Source organism: Streptomyces sp. FXJ1.172 (genome assembly GCF_001636945.3).
Classification (GTDB): Bacteria; Actinomycetota; Actinomycetes; order Streptomycetales; family Streptomycetaceae; genus Streptomyces.
In genome coordinates, this window is the sequence record NZ_CP119133.2 from 7,142,981 (window position 1) to 7,161,901 (window position 18,921).

Annotated in this window: 17 protein-coding genes; 12 read left to right on the plus strand and 5 right to left on the minus strand. The window is 71.8% G+C overall.

What is annotated here, in order from left to right:
* Window positions 1-58 precede the first annotated feature (58 nt).
* On the minus strand, window positions 59-853 hold the full coding sequence (locus tag A6P39_RS32115; RefSeq protein WP_067052779.1) for a hypothetical protein: 795 nt from the start codon (window positions 851-853) through the stop codon (window positions 59-61).
* 537 nt (window positions 854-1,390) lie between these two features.
* Here A6P39_RS32115 and A6P39_RS32120 point away from each other — a divergent pair.
* Window positions 1,391-2,080, plus strand: a complete 690-nt coding sequence (locus A6P39_RS32120) for a LysM peptidoglycan-binding domain-containing protein (protein ID WP_067052782.1) — start codon at window positions 1,391-1,393, stop codon at window positions 2,078-2,080.
* A 370-nt stretch (window positions 2,081-2,450) separates the two neighbouring features.
* Entirely contained in the window at window positions 2,451-2,666 is a 216-nt protein-coding gene (locus A6P39_RS32125) for an I78 family peptidase inhibitor (protein WP_067052784.1), read from the plus strand.
* 123 nt (window positions 2,667-2,789) lie between these two features.
* On the opposite strand, the gene A6P39_RS32130 is transcribed toward A6P39_RS32125, so the two are convergent.
* Both A6P39_RS32130 and A6P39_RS32135 read right to left on the minus strand, forming a co-directional pair.
* Window positions 2,790-3,824, minus strand: coding sequence for a phosphatase PAP2 family protein (locus tag A6P39_RS32130; RefSeq protein ID WP_067052786.1), 1,035 nt, complete (start codon window positions 3,822-3,824; stop codon window positions 2,790-2,792).
* A 237-nt stretch (window positions 3,825-4,061) separates the two neighbouring features.
* A complete protein-coding gene (locus A6P39_RS32135; RefSeq protein WP_067052788.1) occupies window positions 4,062-5,225 on the minus strand; it encodes a glycosyltransferase family 39 protein in 1,164 nt (387 codons plus the stop codon).
* 261 nt (window positions 5,226-5,486) lie between these two features.
* Between A6P39_RS32135 and A6P39_RS32140 the strand changes: the two genes are divergently transcribed.
* Window positions 5,487-7,094, plus strand: coding sequence for an MFS transporter (locus tag A6P39_RS32140; protein WP_067052790.1), 1,608 nt, complete (start codon window positions 5,487-5,489; stop codon window positions 7,092-7,094).
* Between the two features lie 116 nt (window positions 7,095-7,210).
* Window positions 7,211-8,404, plus strand: coding sequence for an acyl-CoA dehydrogenase family protein (locus A6P39_RS32145; protein ID WP_067052792.1), 1,194 nt, complete (start codon window positions 7,211-7,213; stop codon window positions 8,402-8,404).
* 37 nt (window positions 8,405-8,441) lie between these two features.
* Here the strand turns inward: A6P39_RS32145 and A6P39_RS32150 are convergent, their stop codons facing one another.
* A complete protein-coding gene (locus A6P39_RS32150; protein ID WP_067052794.1) occupies window positions 8,442-8,879 on the minus strand; it encodes a cell division protein SepF in 438 nt (145 codons plus the stop codon).
* A gap of 266 nt (window positions 8,880-9,145) precedes the next feature.
* Here A6P39_RS32150 and A6P39_RS32155 point away from each other — a divergent pair, with 266 nt between their 5' ends.
* Window positions 9,146-10,273, plus strand: a complete 1,128-nt coding sequence (locus A6P39_RS32155; RefSeq protein ID WP_067052796.1) for a DUF5685 family protein — start codon at window positions 9,146-9,148, stop codon at window positions 10,271-10,273.
* Here the strand turns inward: A6P39_RS32155 and A6P39_RS32160 are convergent.
* Window positions 10,270-11,178: an ABC transporter substrate-binding protein gene (locus A6P39_RS32160; RefSeq protein ID WP_234379149.1), complete on the minus strand. Its 909-nt coding sequence runs from the start codon at window positions 11,176-11,178 to the stop codon at window positions 10,270-10,272. The two genes, A6P39_RS32155 and A6P39_RS32160, sit on opposite strands and share 4 nt — an antisense overlap.
* Window positions 11,179-11,650: 472 nt before the next feature.
* Between A6P39_RS32160 and A6P39_RS32165 the strand changes: the two genes are divergently transcribed.
* The 7 genes from A6P39_RS32165 (at window position 11,651) to A6P39_RS32195 (ending at window position 18,868) form a co-directional block, all read left to right on the plus strand.
* Window positions 11,651-12,508 carry an amino acid ABC transporter permease gene (locus A6P39_RS32165; protein ID WP_067052798.1) on the plus strand — a complete coding sequence of 286 codons (858 nt, stop codon included), beginning with the start codon at window positions 11,651-11,653 and terminating at the stop codon, window positions 12,506-12,508.
* Window positions 12,505-14,262, plus strand: a complete 1,758-nt coding sequence (locus A6P39_RS32170; protein ID WP_067052800.1) for an FAD/NAD(P)-binding protein — start codon at window positions 12,505-12,507, stop codon at window positions 14,260-14,262. Before A6P39_RS32165 ends, A6P39_RS32170 begins: the two co-directional genes overlap by 4 nt.
* Before the next feature lie 52 nt (window positions 14,263-14,314).
* Complete coding sequence (locus tag A6P39_RS32175) at window positions 14,315-15,076, plus strand: amino acid ABC transporter ATP-binding protein (RefSeq protein WP_067052802.1); 762 nt, start codon at window positions 14,315-14,317, stop codon at window positions 15,074-15,076.
* A 178-nt stretch (window positions 15,077-15,254) separates the two neighbouring features.
* Window positions 15,255-16,124, plus strand: a complete 870-nt coding sequence (locus A6P39_RS32180) for an LLM class flavin-dependent oxidoreductase (protein WP_067052804.1) — start codon at window positions 15,255-15,257, stop codon at window positions 16,122-16,124.
* Window positions 16,121-16,960 (plus strand): LLM class flavin-dependent oxidoreductase, encoded by an 840-nt coding sequence (locus tag A6P39_RS32185; RefSeq protein WP_067052806.1) that lies wholly within the window; start codon window positions 16,121-16,123, stop codon window positions 16,958-16,960. The genes A6P39_RS32180 and A6P39_RS32185 overlap by 4 nt, the downstream gene beginning before the upstream one ends.
* A 17-nt stretch (window positions 16,961-16,977) precedes the next feature.
* Window positions 16,978-17,757 (plus strand): DUF1684 domain-containing protein, encoded by a 780-nt coding sequence (locus A6P39_RS32190; protein ID WP_067052808.1) that lies wholly within the window; start codon window positions 16,978-16,980, stop codon window positions 17,755-17,757.
* 211 nt (window positions 17,758-17,968) lie between these two features.
* Complete coding sequence (locus A6P39_RS32195; RefSeq protein ID WP_067052810.1) at window positions 17,969-18,868, plus strand: S1 family peptidase; 900 nt, start codon at window positions 17,969-17,971, stop codon at window positions 18,866-18,868.
* Window positions 18,869-18,921: the final 53 nt, after the last annotated feature.

Sequence of the window (18,921 nt, forward strand, 5' to 3'; positions counted from 1 at the left end):
CGGGACCTCAAAGAGATGCGGCCGTACCACTCCCAGCAGCTCCCCGCCCGGCGGCGAATCAGGTCCCGGCGAGCGGCAGCGCCGCAGCGACCAGCTTCCCCTGCGCCGCGGCCTTGTCGAGGGACTCCCGCAGCAGATCCTCCCGGGGCTGCCGCCCGATCGACCCGACCGGTGCCGCGAACATGAGCACCTGCTGGTGCTTGTTCGCGGCGGCCCGCCAGCTGTCGGTCACCTGGAGCGGCTGGTGCGCCTGCCACCAGGCCACCGGCTGGCCCCCGTTCACCCCCGGCTGGAGCACCGCGTGCAGCTGGCCCATGGCGAGCAGCACCGACCAGCCGTGCAGCACCGGCGGCACGGACGTCAGCTCGGTCACCGGCAGGAACCGCTGCTCGATGAGCAGCGGGAGGAATTCGTCGTCGGTCGACGCGGAGCCGGGACGCACGATCGGCGTGGTCGGCTCGACGACCAGCGCGGGGTGCAACTCGCCCTCGATCAGGACGAGTCCGCTGGTCACGCCGAGCACGGCCTGCTCGGGTGCGGACTTGTGCGGCTCGCCGGGGGCGCCACCGCCGGGAGCGACGCCGCCGATGGACCGGACGGCACCCTGGAGCTGCTCCTCGGTGACCTGGACGACCTGCGAGGGCAGGCAGCTGGCGTGGGCGAAGGCGAGGACGGCGGTCTCGTCGCCGACGAACAGGACGGTGCTGGTGCGCTCCTGTCCGGAGTCGCCCGGAGTGCGGCAGGAGGTGCAGTCGTAACTGCCCGGGGTGTTCTCGTCGGCGAGCAGCCGGTCGGCTTCTTCGTCGCCGATCTCGGCGCGTACCTCGTCACTGACGTCGAGCATGCGCGGCACGGTGGCTCCCTCGGGATGCTGTGCTGGGTCGGCCGGGTGGCTCCCGGCCGATGAGCCCCGGGTGTCCGGGCTCATGAAGAAGACAACGGACGTCCTGTGGTGGGAGTCACGCCCCGACAGGAACCGGTTCGCACCAACCGCCGCACACAGTCACCAGGCGTGCGGAATCGGCCACTCATCGTCAACTCCCCGGCCAGTCAAGGAGCTTGAACGGGTGAAGTGAATCACAGATCACCTCGGCCGTTGGTCGACATATAGGGAAATCGGCGGATGTAGTGGGTGGCTGAAAATTGTCGCTACCGGCGGTAACGGCCAACTGGCCTGGAAGGACGGGGAGTTGGTTGATTCCAGCAGGTCACCCTCCCTACATTCCTCCGCCGTGTGCAACGAGCACCGCTCGGGTACGTCCACCGCCCGGCACCGGCAGCACGATCGCCGGCACCGGACACGGCGGACGGGGCGGGCGCGAGGAGCCGCGTCCATGCGCGGCGAGACGTGTTCCGCCTGGGGGATCCGGGTTCGTGGAGAGGGAATTACATGTCCGAGTGTGCCGATACCACCCGCAACACCGCCCGTCACGACGGCACCCGCAGGGGCCGTACGACGGCCGCGCTCGCCTCGGCCGCGCTGCTCGCACCGCTGGGGCTGCTGGCCGCGACCGGCAACGCCGCGGCGGCGGACAACGGGGTGTGGGACCGCATCGCGGCGTGCGAGAGCGGCGGCAACTGGCACATCAACACCGGCAACGGCTACTACGGCGGGCTCCAGTTCTCCGCCTCGACCTGGCGCGCGTACGGCGGCACCGCCTACGCCCCGACGGCCGACCAGGCCTCCAGGAGCGCTCAGATCGCCGTCGCCACCAAGGTCCAGCAGGCCCAGGGCTGGGGCGCCTGGCCCGTCTGCTCGGGCAGCGCCGGAGCCTCTGGCGCGGCTCCCGCGGCCGACCGCACGAGTTCCTCCGGTACGGCCGACCCGAAGGGCGTGACGACGAAGTCCGCCCCGGCCCGGTCCGCCCCGGCCGCGTCCGCGGCGGCGCAGACCCCGCAGGCGTCCACCGGTCGCAGCGCCGCCCCCGGTGACCGTGACTACGTCGTCCGCGAGGGCGACACGCTGAGCGCGATCGCCGCCCGGCACGGGACCACCTGGCAGCGGATCTACGCCGCCAACAAGAAGGTCGTCGGCGGCGACCCGAACCTGATCGTGCCCGGCCAGCGCCTGGCACTCTGAGCGCCGAGCACCCGCGGGACAGCCGCTGCCCACCCAGGGCAGTGGCTGTCCCGCGTCCGGCGGTGTGTGAGGAACCCGTGAAATTCCCATGCGGTGTCAGATGTCCGGGTACCGCGAGGGATTGCACGGGGAATGCCGCCCCCGACGCGCTCCGGTCCCTGCCGGGTCGCTTTCCGCCGGGCAATTCGAAGCGGCCCCGCGTGAGGCGTGAATTCCGTTCGATTGTCCCGGCGGGCCGTACGGAAACCCCCGTACGTGTGATGCCCGGTGGGGAGTAGTTGATGTCAGTGCGAAGGAAACGCGGGCCGCGAACCTGTGACAGAAGTGTGACCCAGGACTGATGTTCTTCTTACCTTGCTAGCTTGGTGACATGGCACCGATTCCCACTCCGCCAGCGGAGCCCCAGGACAGTCCGGACGGGTACGTCGGCCTCGATGCCGCGCAGGCCGAGCGGCTCGCCCGGCAGCGGGGGTGGTCGACGGTACGGTCGCTGCCGCCGGGCGCGATCATCACCATGGAGTACCGGGCGGGGCGGCTGAACTTCGAGGTGCGCGAGGGCCTGGTGGCCCGCGCCTGGAAGGGCTGAACGCCTCCGTTGTACGGCACGGGACGCCAAAGGGGCCCCGCTCCCGGAGAGGGAGGCGGGGCCCTTGCCGCGCCGGAGGCGGGGCGGGTGTGTGCGTACCGGACCCCGCCGCCGAAGCGGCCGTCAGCCGCCCGTGAGCGGGCGGGCCGGCTGGGACGTGCCGCGCGGGACGCGGTGGTCGGTGTGCGGCGGGCGGCGGCTGCCCACCGGGGTGACCGGAGTGCGCTCCGAACGCGTCGTGTGCGGCCCCGGGGCCAGGTGCGCCAGGCCCCGGGAGGCGCGGGTCGAGGCGACCGGCTCGCGCGCCGGGGACGGCTGCTCGGCCGGCGGGGCGCTGCGCGGCTTGAGCACCACGGGGGTGACCGGGGGGAGGGCCGGTTCGGCCGCGGGACGGCTGCGGCGGGCCCGCCAGCGGTCGCGCAGGTCGAACAGCCAGTCCTCGGTCCTGGCGATCAACGGCTCGAACCAGGGCAGGGCGAGCAGGATCAGCAGGCCCGCGGCCCAGCCCAGCAGCACGTCGCTCAGCCAGTGCGTACCGAGGTAGACGGTGGTGAGGCCGACGCCGAGCGCGGTGATCGCCGACAGGGCCGACAGCCAGCGGCGGGCTCGCGGGGTGGAGGCCAGATACGCCAGGATTCCCCAGGTCACGACCGCGTTGGCGGTGTGGCCGCTGGGGAATATATCGCCGCCCAGGCCCATCTCGTTCGAGCCGATCACGGTCGCGTAGTGCGGACCGAGCCGCCCCATCCCGTACTTGGCGGCGCCGACCGTGATGTTCAGCAGCAGCAACGAGGCGCCCAGGGTCAGCAGCGGGCGGAGCGTGTGCTGCCGCCAGGAGCGCCAGCCGAGCCAGGCCGCGACCATCACGGCGGTGGGGCCGCGCTGGCCGAGCACCACGTAGTAGTCGAGGAAGGCGTGGATCTGGGGCCACTGCTGGTACGGCCGGAAGAACATGACCTGCCAGTCGAGCCGGACCAGCCAGGACGTGATCACGATGGCCCACACGATCGCCACATAGAAAGCCAGGGTCGCCGTGAACAGCACGACCCGGTGCCGGCTCATCTTCGGCACATCGATGTGGGCCGGTCGTTCCGGCTCACGGTCGAGTCTGGCGAACACCCGGTCCAGACGCCGGGTGAGGTTTCGTTCGGTACGCACCCAATCGACGTTACAGCGGGTGAGCTGTGGTCCCCGTCGAAACTGCGGCTTTGTGATGACGATGTGATGTGGCAAACCTCTCAAGGACCGCTCGAATTCCGGGGATTCCACAATCCGCTGACGCGACTGACTTCAATTCCTTTGATCATGCCGGGTGTTGTTTATATGGCGCTTATGAATGCGTTAACCCGGCCCTGGCGCGGAATTACCCGCGGCGTCACCGCCCGTAGAAGTCGATCATGGTGGGCCGGAGCCGTTCAGCCAGAACGCCCCGTAGACCGCCGAGACGGCCGTCAACCCCGCCGTGACCAGCACGAAGCGCGAGGTGTGCAGCCGGGCGAGGGCGCGGGCGAGCGGCAGCAGCACCGGGAAGGCGGGCAGCAGCAGCCGGGGCTTGGAGCCGAAGTAGCTCGACGCGCACAGGGCGAGCGCGAGGACGACACCCGTGTACACCAGCAGTTCGACGGGCTGACGCTGGCGTACGCCGGTGACGTAGAGCCACAGCAGCAACGCGACCCCGACGATCAGGCCGACGCCGGCGAGCGCGGACGGAAATGACGTGAACTTGTCGGCCACGAAACGCGCGAAGGCGTAGCCGCCGTCGAACCCGTTGCGCCAGCCGGCCTGGACGTCCAGATAACCGAGCGGGCCCCTGCCGGTGCGGTGCCCGACCCACAGGACGTAACCGGCGGCGCCGAGCGGAGCGAGCAGCATGCCGAGGGCGCGCCGCCGGGCGGGAGCCTGTGCGCCGTGCGCACCGCGGTCGCCTCTGAACGACAACACCCCCGCGACCCACACCGCCGCGACCACCGCCGCCCCCACCGGCCGGGTCAGCCCGGCCAGGGCCGCGAGCGCACCGGCGCTCACCCAGCGCCCGGTCAGCAGCGCGTACAGCGACCAGGCCGCCAGCGCGGTGAACAACGACTCGCTGTACGCCATCGACTGCACGATCCCCACGGGCAGCGCGGCCCACAGCAGCACCGCGCAGGCCCCGGCCCGGGGGCCGTACACCCGGTCCGCGACCGCGAAGATCCCGCAGGCCGCAGCCAGCGAGGCGAGCAGGCTGATGACGAGACCCGCGTCCGCGTACGACAGCGGCATCAGTGCGTGCAACAGCCGCTCCAGCCACGGCAGCAGCGGGAAGAACGCCAGATTGGAGTGCACGTCGCCGTTCGGCAGCCGCACCTGGTAGCCGTAGCCCAGCTCGGCGACCCGGGTGTACCAGAGGGCGTCCCAGCGTGCGGTCAGCAGGGTGTGCGCGCTCTTGCCGCGCGCGGCGCTCCACACCGCCAGTACCACCAGCCCCAGGGCGCGCACCACGGCATAGCCCAGCAGGGCCGGGGCCGCCCGGCGCAATACAGGGGCGCGGGGCGGGGTCACGCGCGCTTCAAGATCGGTCACGGGCTCGATTATCGACCGGGCGGGGAACCGAACCCGTCCCCGGACCGTGGTCAAGAGGGGGCGAAGTGGGGTACGCCACACGGGTTCGGTCAGGCGTGTGAGAGGTCCGCCACGTGCCCCCGTGGTGAACTCGCGTACGCTGACGAGTCACCCGCGTGGGTTCGAGCGGGCCGGAGACACCGCTCCTCTCCGGTCGTACGACAGGGAAGTCCCCACCCCGTCGGTCCGCCGCACGCGAGGGATCAGCTGGGAGGTACGTGCATGTCCGGGACGACCACGGCTGCCGTGCGCCCGCGCCCTCGGGCGGCCGGAGCCGGTGCCAACCGCTGGGTCGTCCTCGTCGTCCTCTGCGTCAGCCTGCTGCTCGTCGCCCTCGACGCGACCGTGCTGCACGTGGCGGTCCCCGCCGTCACCGAGGACCTCAGGCCGGGCGCCATAGAGCTGCTCTGGATCGTCGACGTCTATCCGCTGGTCTGCGCCTCGCTGCTGATCCTCTTCGGCACCCTCGGCGACCGGATCGGCCGCAGGCGCGTCCTGCTGCTCGGCTACGGTCTCTTCGGTGTCGCCTCCGGCGTGGCCGCCTTCGCGCAGAGCGCCGAGATACTCATCCTGGCCCGGGCGCTGCTCGGCGTCGGCGGCGCGATGATCATGCCCGCCACCCTGTCGATCCTGCGTCAGGTCTTCCCAAACCGGCGCGAGCGCGCGCTCGCCATCGGCATCTGGAGCGCGGTCGCCGCCGTCGGGGCGGCGGTCGGCCCGCTGCTAGGCGGCTTTCTGCTGGAGCACTTCTGGTGGGGCGCGGTCTTCCTGGTCAACATCCCGCTGATGCTGGTCAGCCTGCCGGTCGGCCGGACCCTGCTGCCCGAGTCCCGGGGGGAGCAGAGCGGCCCCTGGGACGTGACCAGCGCCCTGATGGCGGCCGGCGGTCTGTTCGGTGTCGTCCTCGGCGTGAAGCGGCTGGGCGGGGGGGAGGCGCCGGCCAGTGCCTTCACCGTGCTGCCGCTGCTGGTCGGCGCGGTTCTCCTCCTCTTCTTCGTACGGCGCCAGCGGCGGCTGCCGCATCCGCTGGTGGACCTGCGGACGTTCCGCCGGCCCGCCTTCAGCACCTCGGTGGGCTGCATCGTGCTGGCGATGCTCGCGCTGGTCGGCCTGGAGCTGATCGCCGCGCAGTATCTGCAGCTGGTGCTCGGACTGTCGCCGCTGCAGACCGGCCTCAGGCTGCTGCCGCTGACCGTCGCGGCGATGGCGTCGGGCCTGGCGGGTGCCCGGATGCTGCGCCGCTTCGGGCCACGCCGGATGGTGTGCGCCGGGTTCCTGCTGACCGCCACCGCCGTCCTGACGCTCACCGCGATGGGCGCCACCGACAACGCGCCCCTGCTGCTCTGCGGATTCCTGCTGCTCGGCTTCGGCCTGGAGACCACGCTCTTCGGGGCGTACGAGTCGATGCTCAGCGAGTGCCCGGCGGACCGGGCCGGCGGCGCGGCGGCGATCGGCGAGACGTCGTACCAGCTCGGGGCCGGCATCGGGATCGCGCTGCTCGGCAGTGTGATGAACGCGGCCTACGCGCCGGGCCTGCGCTCGGTGCCGGGTGTGTCACAGCACACGTCGGACGCGGCCGGGCACTCGCTCGGCGAGGCCTACGACATCGCCGGACGGCTCGGCGGCGGCGCCGGGGCCGCGCTGCGCCGGGCCGCGCGCGACTCCTTCGTGCACGGACTGCATGTGACGCTGCTGGTGAGCGCCGGGCTGTTGCTGCTGGGCGCGGTGATGGCGCTGCGGCTGCCGCGGATCATGCACTGCCCGCAGTCCACGGCGGCCGTGGAACTGCCCGCACCGAGGGAAGTGGCGGAGTCCCGCGTCTCGGCCTGACGTCCCGCACGTCCTGACCGACGCACCGGACGTACTGGACGTGCGAGGCGGTGCGCCGTAACGTCGGCGGCAAAATGTGACTAGCGCTGCTAGTTTTCTGTGCCGGAGGGTGTCTCATGTCCGCGTCCTCGAAGTTGCCCGCCTTCGATCCCGCCGACCCGCTCGGGATCGACGACCTGCTGGAACCGGAAGACCTGGCCGTCCGGGACACGGTCCGCAGCTGGGCCGCCGACCGCGTGCTGCCGTACGTCGCCGACTGGTACGAGAAGGGCGAGCTGCCCGGCATCCGGGAACTCGCGCGCGAACTCGGCTCCATCGGCGCCCTCGGCATGTCCCTGACCGGGTACGGCTGCGCGGGCGCGACGGCCGTGCAGTACGGCCTGGCCTGCCTGGAACTGGAGGCGGCCGACTCCGGTATCCGCTCCCTGGTCTCCGTGCAGGGCTCGCTCGCGATGTACGCGATCCACCGGTTCGGCAGCGAGGAGCACAAGCAGCAGTGGCTGCCCCGCATGGCGGCCGGCGAGGTGATCGGCTGCTTCGGTCTCACCGAACCCGACCACGGCTCCGACCCAGCCGCCATGCGCACCCACGCCAAGCGCGACGCCGGGGGAGACTGGGTGCTCAACGGGCGCAAGATGTGGATCACCAACGGCTCCGTCGCCGGGGTGGCCGTCGTCTGGGCGCAGACCGAGGACGGCATCCGCGGCTTCGTCGTCCCGGCCGGCAGCCCCGGCTTCTCGGCGCCCGAGATCAAGCACAAGTGGTCGCTGCGCGCCTCGGTCACCAGCGAACTGGTCCTGGACGACGTACGGCTGCCCGCAAACGCCGTACTCCCGGAGGTCACCGGCTTGCGCGGCCCGCTCAGCTGTCTGTCCCACGCCCGCTACGGCATCGTCTGGGGTGCGATGGGCGCGGCTCGCAGCAGCTTCGAGACGGCCCTCGACTACGCCAAGTCGCGTGAGCAGTTCGGGCGGCCCATCGGCGGCTTCCAGCTCACCCAGGCCAAGCTCGCCGACATGGCGGTGGAACTGCACAAGGGAATCCTGCTCGCCCACCATCTCGGGCGGCGGATGGACGCCGGCCGCCTGCGCCCCGAGCAGGTCAGCTTCGGCAAGCTCAACAACGTCCGCGAGGCCATCGAGATCTGCCGTACGGCGCGGACGATCCTCGGTGCCAACGGGATCTCCCTCGAGTACCCCGTGATGCGGCACGCGACCAACCTCGAGTCGGTGCTCACCTACGAGGGCACCGTCGAGATGCACCAGCTCGTGCTGGGCAAGGCGCTCACCGGGCTCGACGCCTTCCGCTGATCCCCGTCAGCAGGCAGGGCCGGTGAGCGGCCCTGCCTCAGCTCTGGTTGAAGAAGCCGTCCTCGCGGCGCGCGGCCGGCTCACCGCTGACGATCTCGGTGTTGGCCGGCGTCAGCAGGAAGACCCGGGTCGCCACCCGCTCGATCGTGCCCCGCAGGCCGAAGGTCAGCCCCGCCGCGAAGTCCACCACGCGCTTGGCGTCGGCGGGCTCCATCGCCGTGAGGTTCATGATCACGGGGACGCCCTCCCGGAACAGCTCGCCGATGGCGCGGGCGTCCCGGAAGCTGTCCGGTGTGACCGTGCCGATCCGGCGGCCCCTCTCCTCGGCCGTGTCCGTGGCCACCTTCACCCGCGGGTCCGTGACCCAGGCGTCCCCGGACTCCGTGCCCTCGGAGTACTCGTCGTCGTAGTAACGCTCGTCATCGTTGTCGTCGACGAGGCCGAGCCACGCACTCGCCTTGCGTACCGATCCCATGGACGCCTCCTCTCACAGCGGTCTTTCTGCTTTCCGCATCCCTATGGTCATCCATGATGCGGACGGCGCGCCAAGTGGATAGACGCCGCGCGGGGGGTTTGTGACGGTACTGGTGCACAGCCGATCCGTCGAGAGCCCTTGTGCCTCAAGGGTCATGACTCATATGGCTGCTGACTGAGAGTGAAATATGATCGTCGGCGGCGGACGGGTGATCAGCACTGCGTACGGGTGAAGCCAACGCCGCACCACACCACGGGGGATCGAGAGTGTTCGGAATCGTCAGACCCTGCTCACATCGGCTCGGTGAGCGGCTTAAAACCGACTGGATGGCGCACTTGTGCGGGCTGTGTCTCGCGCTGCGCCGAGACCACGGACAGTTCGCGCGTGTCGTGACCAACTATGATGGCCTGCTCATCTCGGTCTTGACGGAGGCTCAGACCGGCCCGGCCGCCGACGCCCGCCGCACGGCCGGACCGTGCGCACTGCGCGGGATGCGGACGGCGTCCGTCGCCCAGGGCGAGGGCGCGCGGCTCGCCGCCGCGGTCTCGCTGGTGCTCGCCTCGGCCAAGCTCCGCGACCATGTCGCCGACCAGGACGGGCTGCTGGCCCGCCGGCCCGTGGCCGCCGCGGCGCGCAGGGTCGCCGCGGGCTGGGACCGGGCCGGCGCCCGTGGCGGGGCGTCGGTCGGCTTCGACACCGGCGTCCTCGTCGAGGCCGTGGACCGGCAACTGGGCCTCGAGGCACTCGCCGGGTACGGCACTGCGGTCCTGTCGGTCACCGAGCCGACCGAGACCGCGACCGCCGCCGCCTTCGCCCACACCGCGGTGCTGGCCGGGCGGCCGGGCAACGTGCGGCCCCTGGAGGAGGCCGGCCGGCTCTTCGGCCGGCTCGCGCACCTGCTGGACGCCGTGGCGGACCAGGAAGCCGACGCCGCGTCGGGTGCCTGGAACCCCCTCACCGCCACGGGCACGTCCCGCGAAGAGGCCCGTCGTCTCGCCGAGGACGCCCTGCACGGCATCCGGCTCGCCCTGCGGGAGGCCGAGTTCGCCGACGGCAAGCTGGTCCATCTGCTCCTCGTACACGAGTTGCGCCGCTCGGTGGACCGCGCGTTCACCCCTCATCCCCAGCACCCCCACTCCCGTCCCCCGCATCCGCAGGGGCGCATGGAGCCGCGCGGGTTTCTCCCCGGGTGCGGGATGTTCCTGCTGCTGTGCTGCAGCTGCCAGATGTGCTGTGCGGACGAGTACGAAGGGCCCTGGTCGCGGAAGAAGCGGGAAGGGTGCTGTTCGAACTGCGACGACTGCGACTGCCCTTGTGACGGCTGCGACGGGTGCGACTGCGACGGATGCGGCTGCGACGGGTGTGACTGCTGCTGTCCGTGTGACGGGTGTTAGCCCTTCAGTTCCGGCGGGCTGATCCGGGACTCCTTGATCGCTGAGCCCGTCGTGCCCCACTTCCGGAGGATCCTTTCGTAGGTGCCGTCGGACAGGAGCCTGTTCACCGCCGCCCGGAAAGCCGGGGCCAGTTCCGTGCCCTTCTTGAAGGCGAAGCCGACGTCCAGGCGGTGGTACTCGTTCAGGAACTTCAGGCCCGGCTGGTGTGCCACGGCGTAGCGCAGGCCGTTGATCGTGGACATCACGACGTCACTGCGGTCCTGCTGCACCGAGGACCACATCGCGCTCGGGTCGGCGTACGTCTGCACCTGGTACGCCTTCTTGCCCGCGTCGGTGCACACGTGCTTGTTCTCCTCCAGCGTGGCCTCGAACGTCGTGCCGGCGCCGGTCGCGACGTTCAGGCCGCACAGCTGCCCCAGGCCGGTGATCCTGGACAGCTTGCTGTCCTTGCGGGCGGCGAAACCCTGTCCGTCGTTGACGTAGGTGACGAAGTCGATGGTCCTGCGGCGCTCGTCCGTGACGCCGAAGTTGCTCGCGCCGAAGTCGTACTTGCCGCTGTCCAGGGCGGGCAGGATCGCCTCGAAACTCGCCTGCTCCACCTTCAGCCTGATGCCGAGGACCTTGGCCACCGCCTTGGTGAAGTCGACGTCCTGGCCGGTCAGCGTCCTGCCGTCGGAGAGGTAGGTGGTGCCGGGCGGGGTGCCGCCGACGCTGATCGCGACGGTGAGGCTCGTGGTGCCGGCGGGCAGCAGCCGCGCGGCCGCCTCGTCCTTCTTCTCGGCCGAGACGACATCCGTGGTGGGCACCTCGCCGGACTTGGCGGCGACCCCGGACGCGTCCGTCCCGCCCGGGCCGCTCGAGCCGGAGCCGCAGGCGGTGAGGAACAGGGTGGCCGACGTAATCATGACAAAAGGCAGCAAAAGACGTGAACGCATCGGACAGCGGTCTCCTGTGAGCAGCGATGTGCGGAAGCGCGAGGGGAGGGGTGCGCGTGTGAAGGCACGGAGGAAGGGGTGGCGCAAGGGCGGAGCAAGGGGTGGCGCAAGGGGGGAGAACGCGGATACGCCTGCTTCGGACGCAGGCGTGCGCAGGGGGTCAGCTCAACAGGAACAGGACCACACGCGACCGAAGTCGATGTGGGAGCGGGTGACCAGCCACTGCTGTGGATGCATGGGCCAAGTGGAACAGGCATGCGGTTCCGCGTCAACTGACTTGAGACGTACGGCTCACAGTGTGGACGGCCTTGACAGCGCGCGGAAACGCCCACGTACTCTCTGGGAACGGCCCTGCTGAGGGGCTCGGCCGTGTCCGCGCCGCGCGGCGCGCCCGTGTGAAGGCATCACTTTCCGACGATTCCACGCGTCACGGAGCCTTCGCATGTCATCCGACACCCTCGCCAAAGCCCCCGCCGCCCCCGGGACACCCGGGCCCGCGGACATCCCCCGGATCGTCCCGCGGCGCCGGTACGGACAGTGGGCCGCCGCCGCTGCCGTCCTCGTCCTGCTGGCCTTCGCGGCCAACTCCGTCGCGCGCAACCAGGCGTTCCAATGGGGCGTCGTCGCCGACTACTTCACCACCGACTCCATCCTGCGCGGACTGTGGCTCACGCTGTGGCTGACCGCCGTGGTCATGGTCCTCGCCTTCGCTCTCGGCGCCCTGCTCGCCGCCTTCCGGCTGTCCGCCAACCCCGTGCTGCGCGCGGTCAGCTGGGGCTACGTCTGGCTGTTCAGGTCGATCCCGATCCTGGTGCAGCTGCTGCTGTGGTTCAACATCGGTGCGCTGTACCCGCAGGTGTTCGGCGTCAAGACCGTCAACCTGCTCACCCCGGTCGCCGTCGCGATCGTCGGACTCACCCTGCACGAGGCCGCCTTCGCCGCCGAGGTGGTGCGGGCCGGCGTCCTCTCCGTGGAGCGCGGGCAGATCGAGGCCGCCCAGGCGCTCGGCCTGAGCCGGTGGCGGCGCCGGCGCCGGATCGTCCTGCCGCAGGCGATGCGCTCCATCGTGCCGCCCGCCGGCAACATGCTGATCGGCACCCTCAAGGGCACCTCGATCGTCAGCGTCATCGCCGTCAACGACCTTCTGTTCTCCGCCCAGTTGATCTACCACCGCACCTACCAGGTCATCCCCCTGCTGATGGTCGCGACCCTCTGGTACGCCGTCGTCACCTCGCTGCTCGGCATCGGTCAGGCTTACGTCGAGAAGCACTACGCGCGCGGCACGGAGCGTGCCCGGTGAGGCCGCAGCTGGTGATCGTGGGAGCCGGGCCGCGGGGGACCGGACTCCTCGAGCGCATCGCCGCCAACGCGCCCGAGCTGTACGCCGGTACGGGCCTGGACATCCATCTGGTCGACCCGCACCCGCCGGGCGGCGGGCGCATCTGGCGCGAGGAGCAGTCGCCGCTGCTGTGGATGAACTCGCACGCCGAGGACGTCACCATGTTCACCGACGAGACGGTGGCCATGGACGGCCCGGTGCGCGAGGGCCCCACCCTGCACGAATGGGCCGGACTGCACGGCGGCACCTTCGCCGGCCGGCAGCTTCAGGGCCGCTATCTGCGCTGGGTGTACGAGCGCGCGCTGGCCGCACTGCCCGAGGGCATCACCGTGCACCACCATTCCCGGCGCGCCCTCAGGGTCAGCGGTCCGCGCGAGGGCCGTCAGCAGGTGTGGCTGGAGGGCCGCCCACGCCCCCTCCTCGCCGACCTGGTGATCCTCGCCCTCGGCCATCTCGACGCCGAACTCCCCGACGAGCAGGCGGAGTTGGCCGCCTATGCCCGCGAGCACGGGCTGGTGCACCTGCCGCCCGACTTCACCGCCGACACCGACCTGTCCCCGTTGCGGCCCGGCGAACCCGTGCTCGTGCGCGGCTTCGGGCTGGCCTTCGTCGACCTGATGGTGCTGCTGACCGAGGGGCGCGGCGGGCGCTACGAGGGGGACACCTACGTCCCCTCGGGGCGCGAGCCGGTGCTGTACGTCGGCTCGCGGCGCGGGGTGCCGTACCACTCGAAGATCGGCTACGACTGGAGCGGCGACCGGCCCCCGCTGCCCCGCTTCTTCGGCCCCGCCGAGGTCGAGGGGCTGCTGGCCCGGCCGGCCGGCTTCGACTTCCGGCGCGATGTGTGGCCGCTGGTGGAAAAGGAGCTGGGCTTCGCCCACTACCACCGGCTGTTCACGGCCCACCCGGAACGCACGGCGATGGCCTGGGCCGGCTTCGAGGAGAAGTACACGGCCGCGGACGGCCCCGCCGAGACCCGGGCGCTGGTCGGCGCCGCCGTACCCGACCCGGCCGACCGGCTCGACCTCGCCGCGCTCGACCACCCGCTGGAGGGGGTGCGGTACGCCTCGCACGAGGCGTTCCAGGACGGCCTGCGCGCCTATGTCGAGAACGACCTGAACCGGCGTCATGACCCCTCGTACAGTGCCGACTTCGCGGTGTTCCTCGGACTGCTGTCCGTCTACGGGCAGATCGTGCGGCTCGGGAACGCCGGGTCCTGGTGGCACGGGTTCTTCAGCTATCTGGCGTCCGGACCACCCGGACCCCGGCTGCGGCAGATGCTCGCGCTGTCCCGGGCCGGGCTGCTCAGGTTCGTCGGCGCCGGCATGACCGTCACCGCCGAGGACGGGGTGTTCCGGGCCGCCAGCCCCACCGTGCCGGGCTTTTGCGTCGAGGCCCGGGCGCTGGTCGAGGCCCGGCTGCCCGCGCCCACCGTCGGGCGGGCCCGCGACGACCTGCTGCGCGACCTGCACGCCGACGGGGCCGCCGAGACCGCCGACGGGCTGCTGCGGGTCGACCCCGGCGACGGCCGCGTCCTCGACGGAGCCGGGCGCCCGCATCCCCGGCGCTTCGCGCTCGGCCCGTACACCGACGCCCGCACCCCCGGCGCCTTCACCCGGCCGCGCACCGGCGGGCCCGCCTTCCGGCAGAACGACGCCACCGCCCGGACGGCGCTGGTCTTCCTGCGCGGCCTGTCCGGCCGGGCCGCCGCCTGACCCGGCTTTCCCGACCAGCTCCGACCAGTTCTGACCAGTAAGGGAATCGTCTATGAGTGTCATGGTGGACATCAGCTCCGTGCACAAGAGCTTCGGCTCGCTCGAGGTCCTCAGAGGCATCGATCTGACGGTGCGCGCCGGTGAGGTCACCGTCGTGCTCGGCCCCTCCGGCTCCGGCAAGTCGACGCTGCTGCGCACCATCAACCACCTGGAGAAGGTGGACCGGGGCGAGATCAGCGTGGACGGCACGCTGATGGGGTACCGGCGCGCCGGGAACAAGCTGTACGAGCTGCCCGAGCGCGAGGTGCTCCGGCAGCGCACCCGGATCGGCTTCGTCTTCCAGAACTTCAACCTCTTCCCGCACCTCACGGTCCTCGACAACGTCGTCGAGGCGCCCGTCTCCGCGCTGCGACGGCCCCGCAAGGAGGCGGTGGAGCAGGCGCGCCGGCTGCTGGCACGGGTGGGGCTCGGCGACAAGGCGGACGTCTATCCGCGGCGGCTGTCCGGCGGGCAGCAGCAGCGGGTGGCCATCGCCCGGGCACTCGCGCTGGAGCCGAGGCTGCTGCTGTTCGACGAGCCGACCTCGGCGCTCGATCCCGAGCTGGTCGGTGAAGTCCTCGATGTCATGAAGGACTTGGCCGGCCAGGGCACGACGATGATCGTCGTCACGCACGAGATCGCGTTCGCCCGGGAGGTCGCCGACACGGTGGTGTTCATGGCCGACGGAAGGATCGTCGAACAGGGGCCGCCGGGCGAGGTGCTGGACCGGCCGCGGCACGAGCGGACACGGGCGTTTCTTTCGAAGGTGCTGTGAGGGTGGGTGCGGTCGTGAGGCGCGGTGGGTCCGGGTGCGACGGGCTCGGGGCCGGTGGGCCGGAGTGCGGCGAGGTCAGGCGCGGTGCGTGCGGCCGCGGTGGGTGCGGCAGCGGTGCGTTCGGTGCCGCTGGGCCGTGTTGTCGCGGTGGCTCGCCGTCGCGGCGGGACGAGGCCCGGTGAGCGGGCGGTATGCCCGGGGGCTGCTCCATCTCGCCGCCGGTATCGATCAGGCGGGTTCCTTCGACGCCGGCTCCTACCTCGAGCTGGCCCTGCTCGCCGAGCGCGGCGGGCTGGACTTCGTGACGCTGGACGACGCCCGCGGCGGGCTCGGGCCCGACGCGCTCGGAGTGCTGTGCCGGGTGGCGCCCGCGACCAGGCGGCTCGGCCTCGTCCCGGCGGTCACCGCCACCCGCACCGAGTCCGGCCGGGCGCGGGCCGCTGTGGCGACGCTGGACTGGGTCAGCCGCGGCCGGGCCGGGTGGCGGATCGACGTGTCCGCCGAGGTGTGGGACGGCTGGGAACCGCCGCAGGGCCGTCCCGTCCGCGTGGCCGACGCCACCGAGGACCACGGCCGAACCGTCGCCGCCCGGTACGCGGACGTGGCCCTGGTGCGCGCCGCCACCGCGGAGCGGGCCGCCGCAGTCCGCGGCGAACTGCGCCGGCTGGCGGCCGAGTCGGGGCGCGGGCCGGATGCACTGCGGGTCCTGGTGAGCCTGCTGATCGACCTCGGCGACGGGGAGTACGCGGCCGAGCCCGTACACGGCGGGGGAGGGCTCCGGCCGACCGCGCGGGGCCCGCTGTACCGGGGCGGTCCGGTCGACCTCGCGGACCTGCTCGCCGGCTGGCACGCCGACGGTGCCGCCGACGGCTTCCATCTCGTGCCCGTGGAGCCGCGCCGTGACCTGGAACGGCTCGTCAACGGCACGGTGGCACTGCTCCAGCACCGCGGCCTGTTCCGCACCTTCTACCCGGGCAGCACCCTGCGCGACCACCTCGGCCTGGCCCGGCCCGCCCACCGGTACGCCGTGACAGGGGGAACGTCATGACCGTACGGCGGCGGCAGGTGCACCTGGCCGTGCGGGTACCGGCCGCCGACGGCACCGCCGACGCCGATGTCTCTGCTTCCTCCGCTTCCTCTGATTCCTCTGGTCTCTCTGGTTTCTCCGGTTTCGAGCGTCTCGCCCGCGTCGCCGAGCGCGGGCTGTTCGACTTTCTGCTGGTCGACGCGGGCCCGGAGGGCCGGCCGGAGCCGATCGCCCTGCTGAACGCGCTCGCCGGGGTCACCGCCCGGGTGGGGCTCGCCGCCGTGGAAGGCACCGGTGGCGAACCGTACGAACTCGCCCGCAGGCTCGCCACCTTGGATCATCTCAGCGGGGGGCGGGCGGGATGGCCGGGGAGTGGCTGGACGGCCGACGGGGTGCCGGACGGGTCCGGGCCGGCGCGCTGCCCGCAGGGGCGGCCCGTGGTGATCCGGACGGGGGAGGACGAGGGGGCTCTCGAGGCGGCCGCGGCCACGGCCGATGTGATCGTCGTGCCGCACCGGTCCTTGGCTGCGTCCCGCGCCCGGTACGCCGACGTCAAGCGGCGGCTCGTGGCGCACGGCCGTGCGCCGCAGGAGCTGAAGGTCATGGCCGGGGTGCGGGCGGGGGTGCGGGCCGGCCCCGGGGACGCCGCCGGGGCCGTCGCCGCCGAGCTGCACTCCTATGTCCGCGAGGAGGCAGCCGACGGGTTCCTGCTCCTCGTCCCCGGGGCGGCGGAGCTGGAGGAGTTCGTGGACCGGGTGGTGCCGCTGCTTCAGGCACGTGGCGCGTTCCGCAGGAAGTACACGGGGACCACGCTTCGGTCGCATCTCGGGGCCGACGTCTTCGGGGCTGACATCTGATGAGAGGGACGGACGGTATGGCTGACGCCCACGACGCGTGGAAGCAGTGGCACGAGCGGCGTGTGGAGGCCGTCTCGGCGCCCTACGGGCCGCTCGCGCTGACCGCCACGCACTGGGTCGAGGACTATCCGGAGGGGCGACTTCCGGACATTCCCGGGATCTGGGTGGCGGACGATGACGGGATCGTCCTCACCACCACCGACGCCGAGGGGCTGACCGTGGACGGCCGGTCCTTCTCCGGTGGGATCCGCCTCGCCGCCGACCTCGGACCGGAGGCCGGATCCCGCGTCGCCTTCGGCGCGAAGCGGCTGGTGGTGCTGGTGCGTGAAGGGGTCTGGGGGGTGCGGGTCTTCGATCCCGCGTCCGCGGGCCGGCGCGCCTTCGGCGGCATCGAGGCCACCCCCTACGATCCGCGCTGGTCGGTGCCGGGGCGGTTCACACCGTACGACGGCACGCGCACCGTGCGGGTCGGCAACGCGGACGGGCGGGAGCGGGGGCTCGCCCTCGCCGGCGAGCTGGCCTTCGTCCTGGCCGGGCACGAGCTGACGCTTCAGGTCGCGCGGCAGGGCGACGGGGCGCTGTGGGCGGTGTTCGCCGACGCCACCAGCGGTGACACCAGCTTCCGGTTCCGTTTCCTCCATCCGGCCGCGCCGGACGCCGAGGGCCGTGCGACCGTCGACTTCAACCGTGCCCAACTCCCGCCCTGCGCCTTCGCCGACCACTTCATCTGCCCCTTCCCGCCGCCCGGCAACGCGCTGGACCTGGCCGTCGAGGCGGGGGAGCGCGGGGTGAGGTGATGTCAGGGCAGCTTCGGGCAAAGAGGGTTCCAAGCCGACCTAAAGCGCGACGGCCGAAAGGCACTCTTGTGGCGACCGGTCGTCCGGCCGAATACTGCCCCTCAGCGCTTGTCAGGGGCATGCGTGGCACGGGATCCGGTCGCGTCCCTGACTGCGCCTCACGGGCCCCCACCCCACGCGGGCCCCCGACTTCCCTTGGAGGGAACGAAACGTGAGGATCAAGCGCACCACTCCCCGCAGCGGCACTGCCAGACGGACCCGGCTGACCGCCGTGGCCACCGGCCTCCTCGCCGCGGCTGCGTTCGCCGCCCCCACCGCGAACGCCAGCGACGCCCACACGTTCAGCGCGACCCAGCTCACCAGGGCGAGCGACTCCGTCCGCCAGGCCGACGTACCCGGTACGGCCTGGGCGGTGGACAGCAGGACCGGGCGTGTCGTGGTCACCGCCGACAGCACCGTGTCCCAGGCCGGGATCGCCAGGATCAAGCGGCAGGCCGGTGCCGAGGCGGGCGCGCTCACCATCAAGCACACGCCCGGCAGGTTCAACAAGCTGATCACCGGTGGTGACGCCATCTACGGCGGCGCCTACCGCTGCTCGCTCGGCTTCAACGTGCACAGCGGCAGCACGTACTACTTCCTCACCGCGGGTCACTGCGGACAGGTGGCCTCCACCTGGTACAGCAACTCCAGCCACAGCACGGTGCTCGGCACCAACGTCGGCTACAGCTTCCCGGGCAACGACTTCGCGTTGGTGCGCTACACCAACTCCTCGATCGCACACCCGAGTTCGGTGGGCAGCCAGTCCATCACGAGCGCGGCTACGCCGTCCGTGGGAACCACCGTCTACCGGCGTGGTTCCACCACCGGTACGCACAGCGGACGGGTCACCGCGCTGAACGCCACCGTCAACTACGGCAGCGGGGACATCGTCTCCGGGCTGATTCAGACCACGGTCTGCGCCGAGGGCGGTGACAGCGGCGGTCCGCTGTACGCCGGGTCCGTGGCGTACGGGCTGACCTCTGGTGGCAGTGGTGACTGCACCTCCGGCGGTACGACCTTCTTCCAGCCGGTCACCGAGGCGCTGAGCTACTACGGGGTGACGCTGCCGTAGCTGGTCCGGTTCCGGGTTTCCTGGGCCCCCGTGCGCTTGACGCGTGCGGGGGC

Excerpts from the sequence above, each read along its gene's own strand:
- A6P39_RS32160 (WP_234379149.1), bottom strand. The coding sequence starts at position 11,178 with ATGATTACGTCGGCCACCCTGTTCCTCACCGCCTGCGGCTCCGGCTCG.
- A6P39_RS32190 (WP_067052808.1), top strand. The coding sequence starts at position 16,978 with ATGGCTGACGCCCACGACGCGTGGAAGCAGTGGCACGAGCGGCGTGTG.
- A6P39_RS32185 (WP_067052806.1), top strand. The coding sequence starts at position 16,121 with ATGACCGTACGGCGGCGGCAGGTGCACCTGGCCGTGCGGGTACCGGCC.
- A6P39_RS32175 (WP_067052802.1), top strand. The coding sequence starts at position 14,315 with ATGAGTGTCATGGTGGACATCAGCTCCGTGCACAAGAGCTTCGGCTCG.
- A6P39_RS32165 (WP_067052798.1), top strand. The coding sequence starts at position 11,651 with ATGTCATCCGACACCCTCGCCAAAGCCCCCGCCGCCCCCGGGACACCC.
- A6P39_RS32120 (WP_067052782.1), top strand. The coding sequence starts at position 1,391 with ATGTCCGAGTGTGCCGATACCACCCGCAACACCGCCCGTCACGACGGC.
- A6P39_RS32150 (WP_067052794.1), bottom strand. The coding sequence starts at position 8,879 with ATGGGATCGGTACGCAAGGCGAGTGCGTGGCTCGGCCTCGTCGACGAC.
- A6P39_RS32145 (WP_067052792.1), top strand. The coding sequence starts at position 7,211 with ATGTCCGCGTCCTCGAAGTTGCCCGCCTTCGATCCCGCCGACCCGCTC.
- A6P39_RS32125 (WP_067052784.1), top strand. The coding sequence starts at position 2,451 with ATGGCACCGATTCCCACTCCGCCAGCGGAGCCCCAGGACAGTCCGGAC.
- A6P39_RS32140 (WP_067052790.1), top strand. The coding sequence starts at position 5,487 with ATGTCCGGGACGACCACGGCTGCCGTGCGCCCGCGCCCTCGGGCGGCC.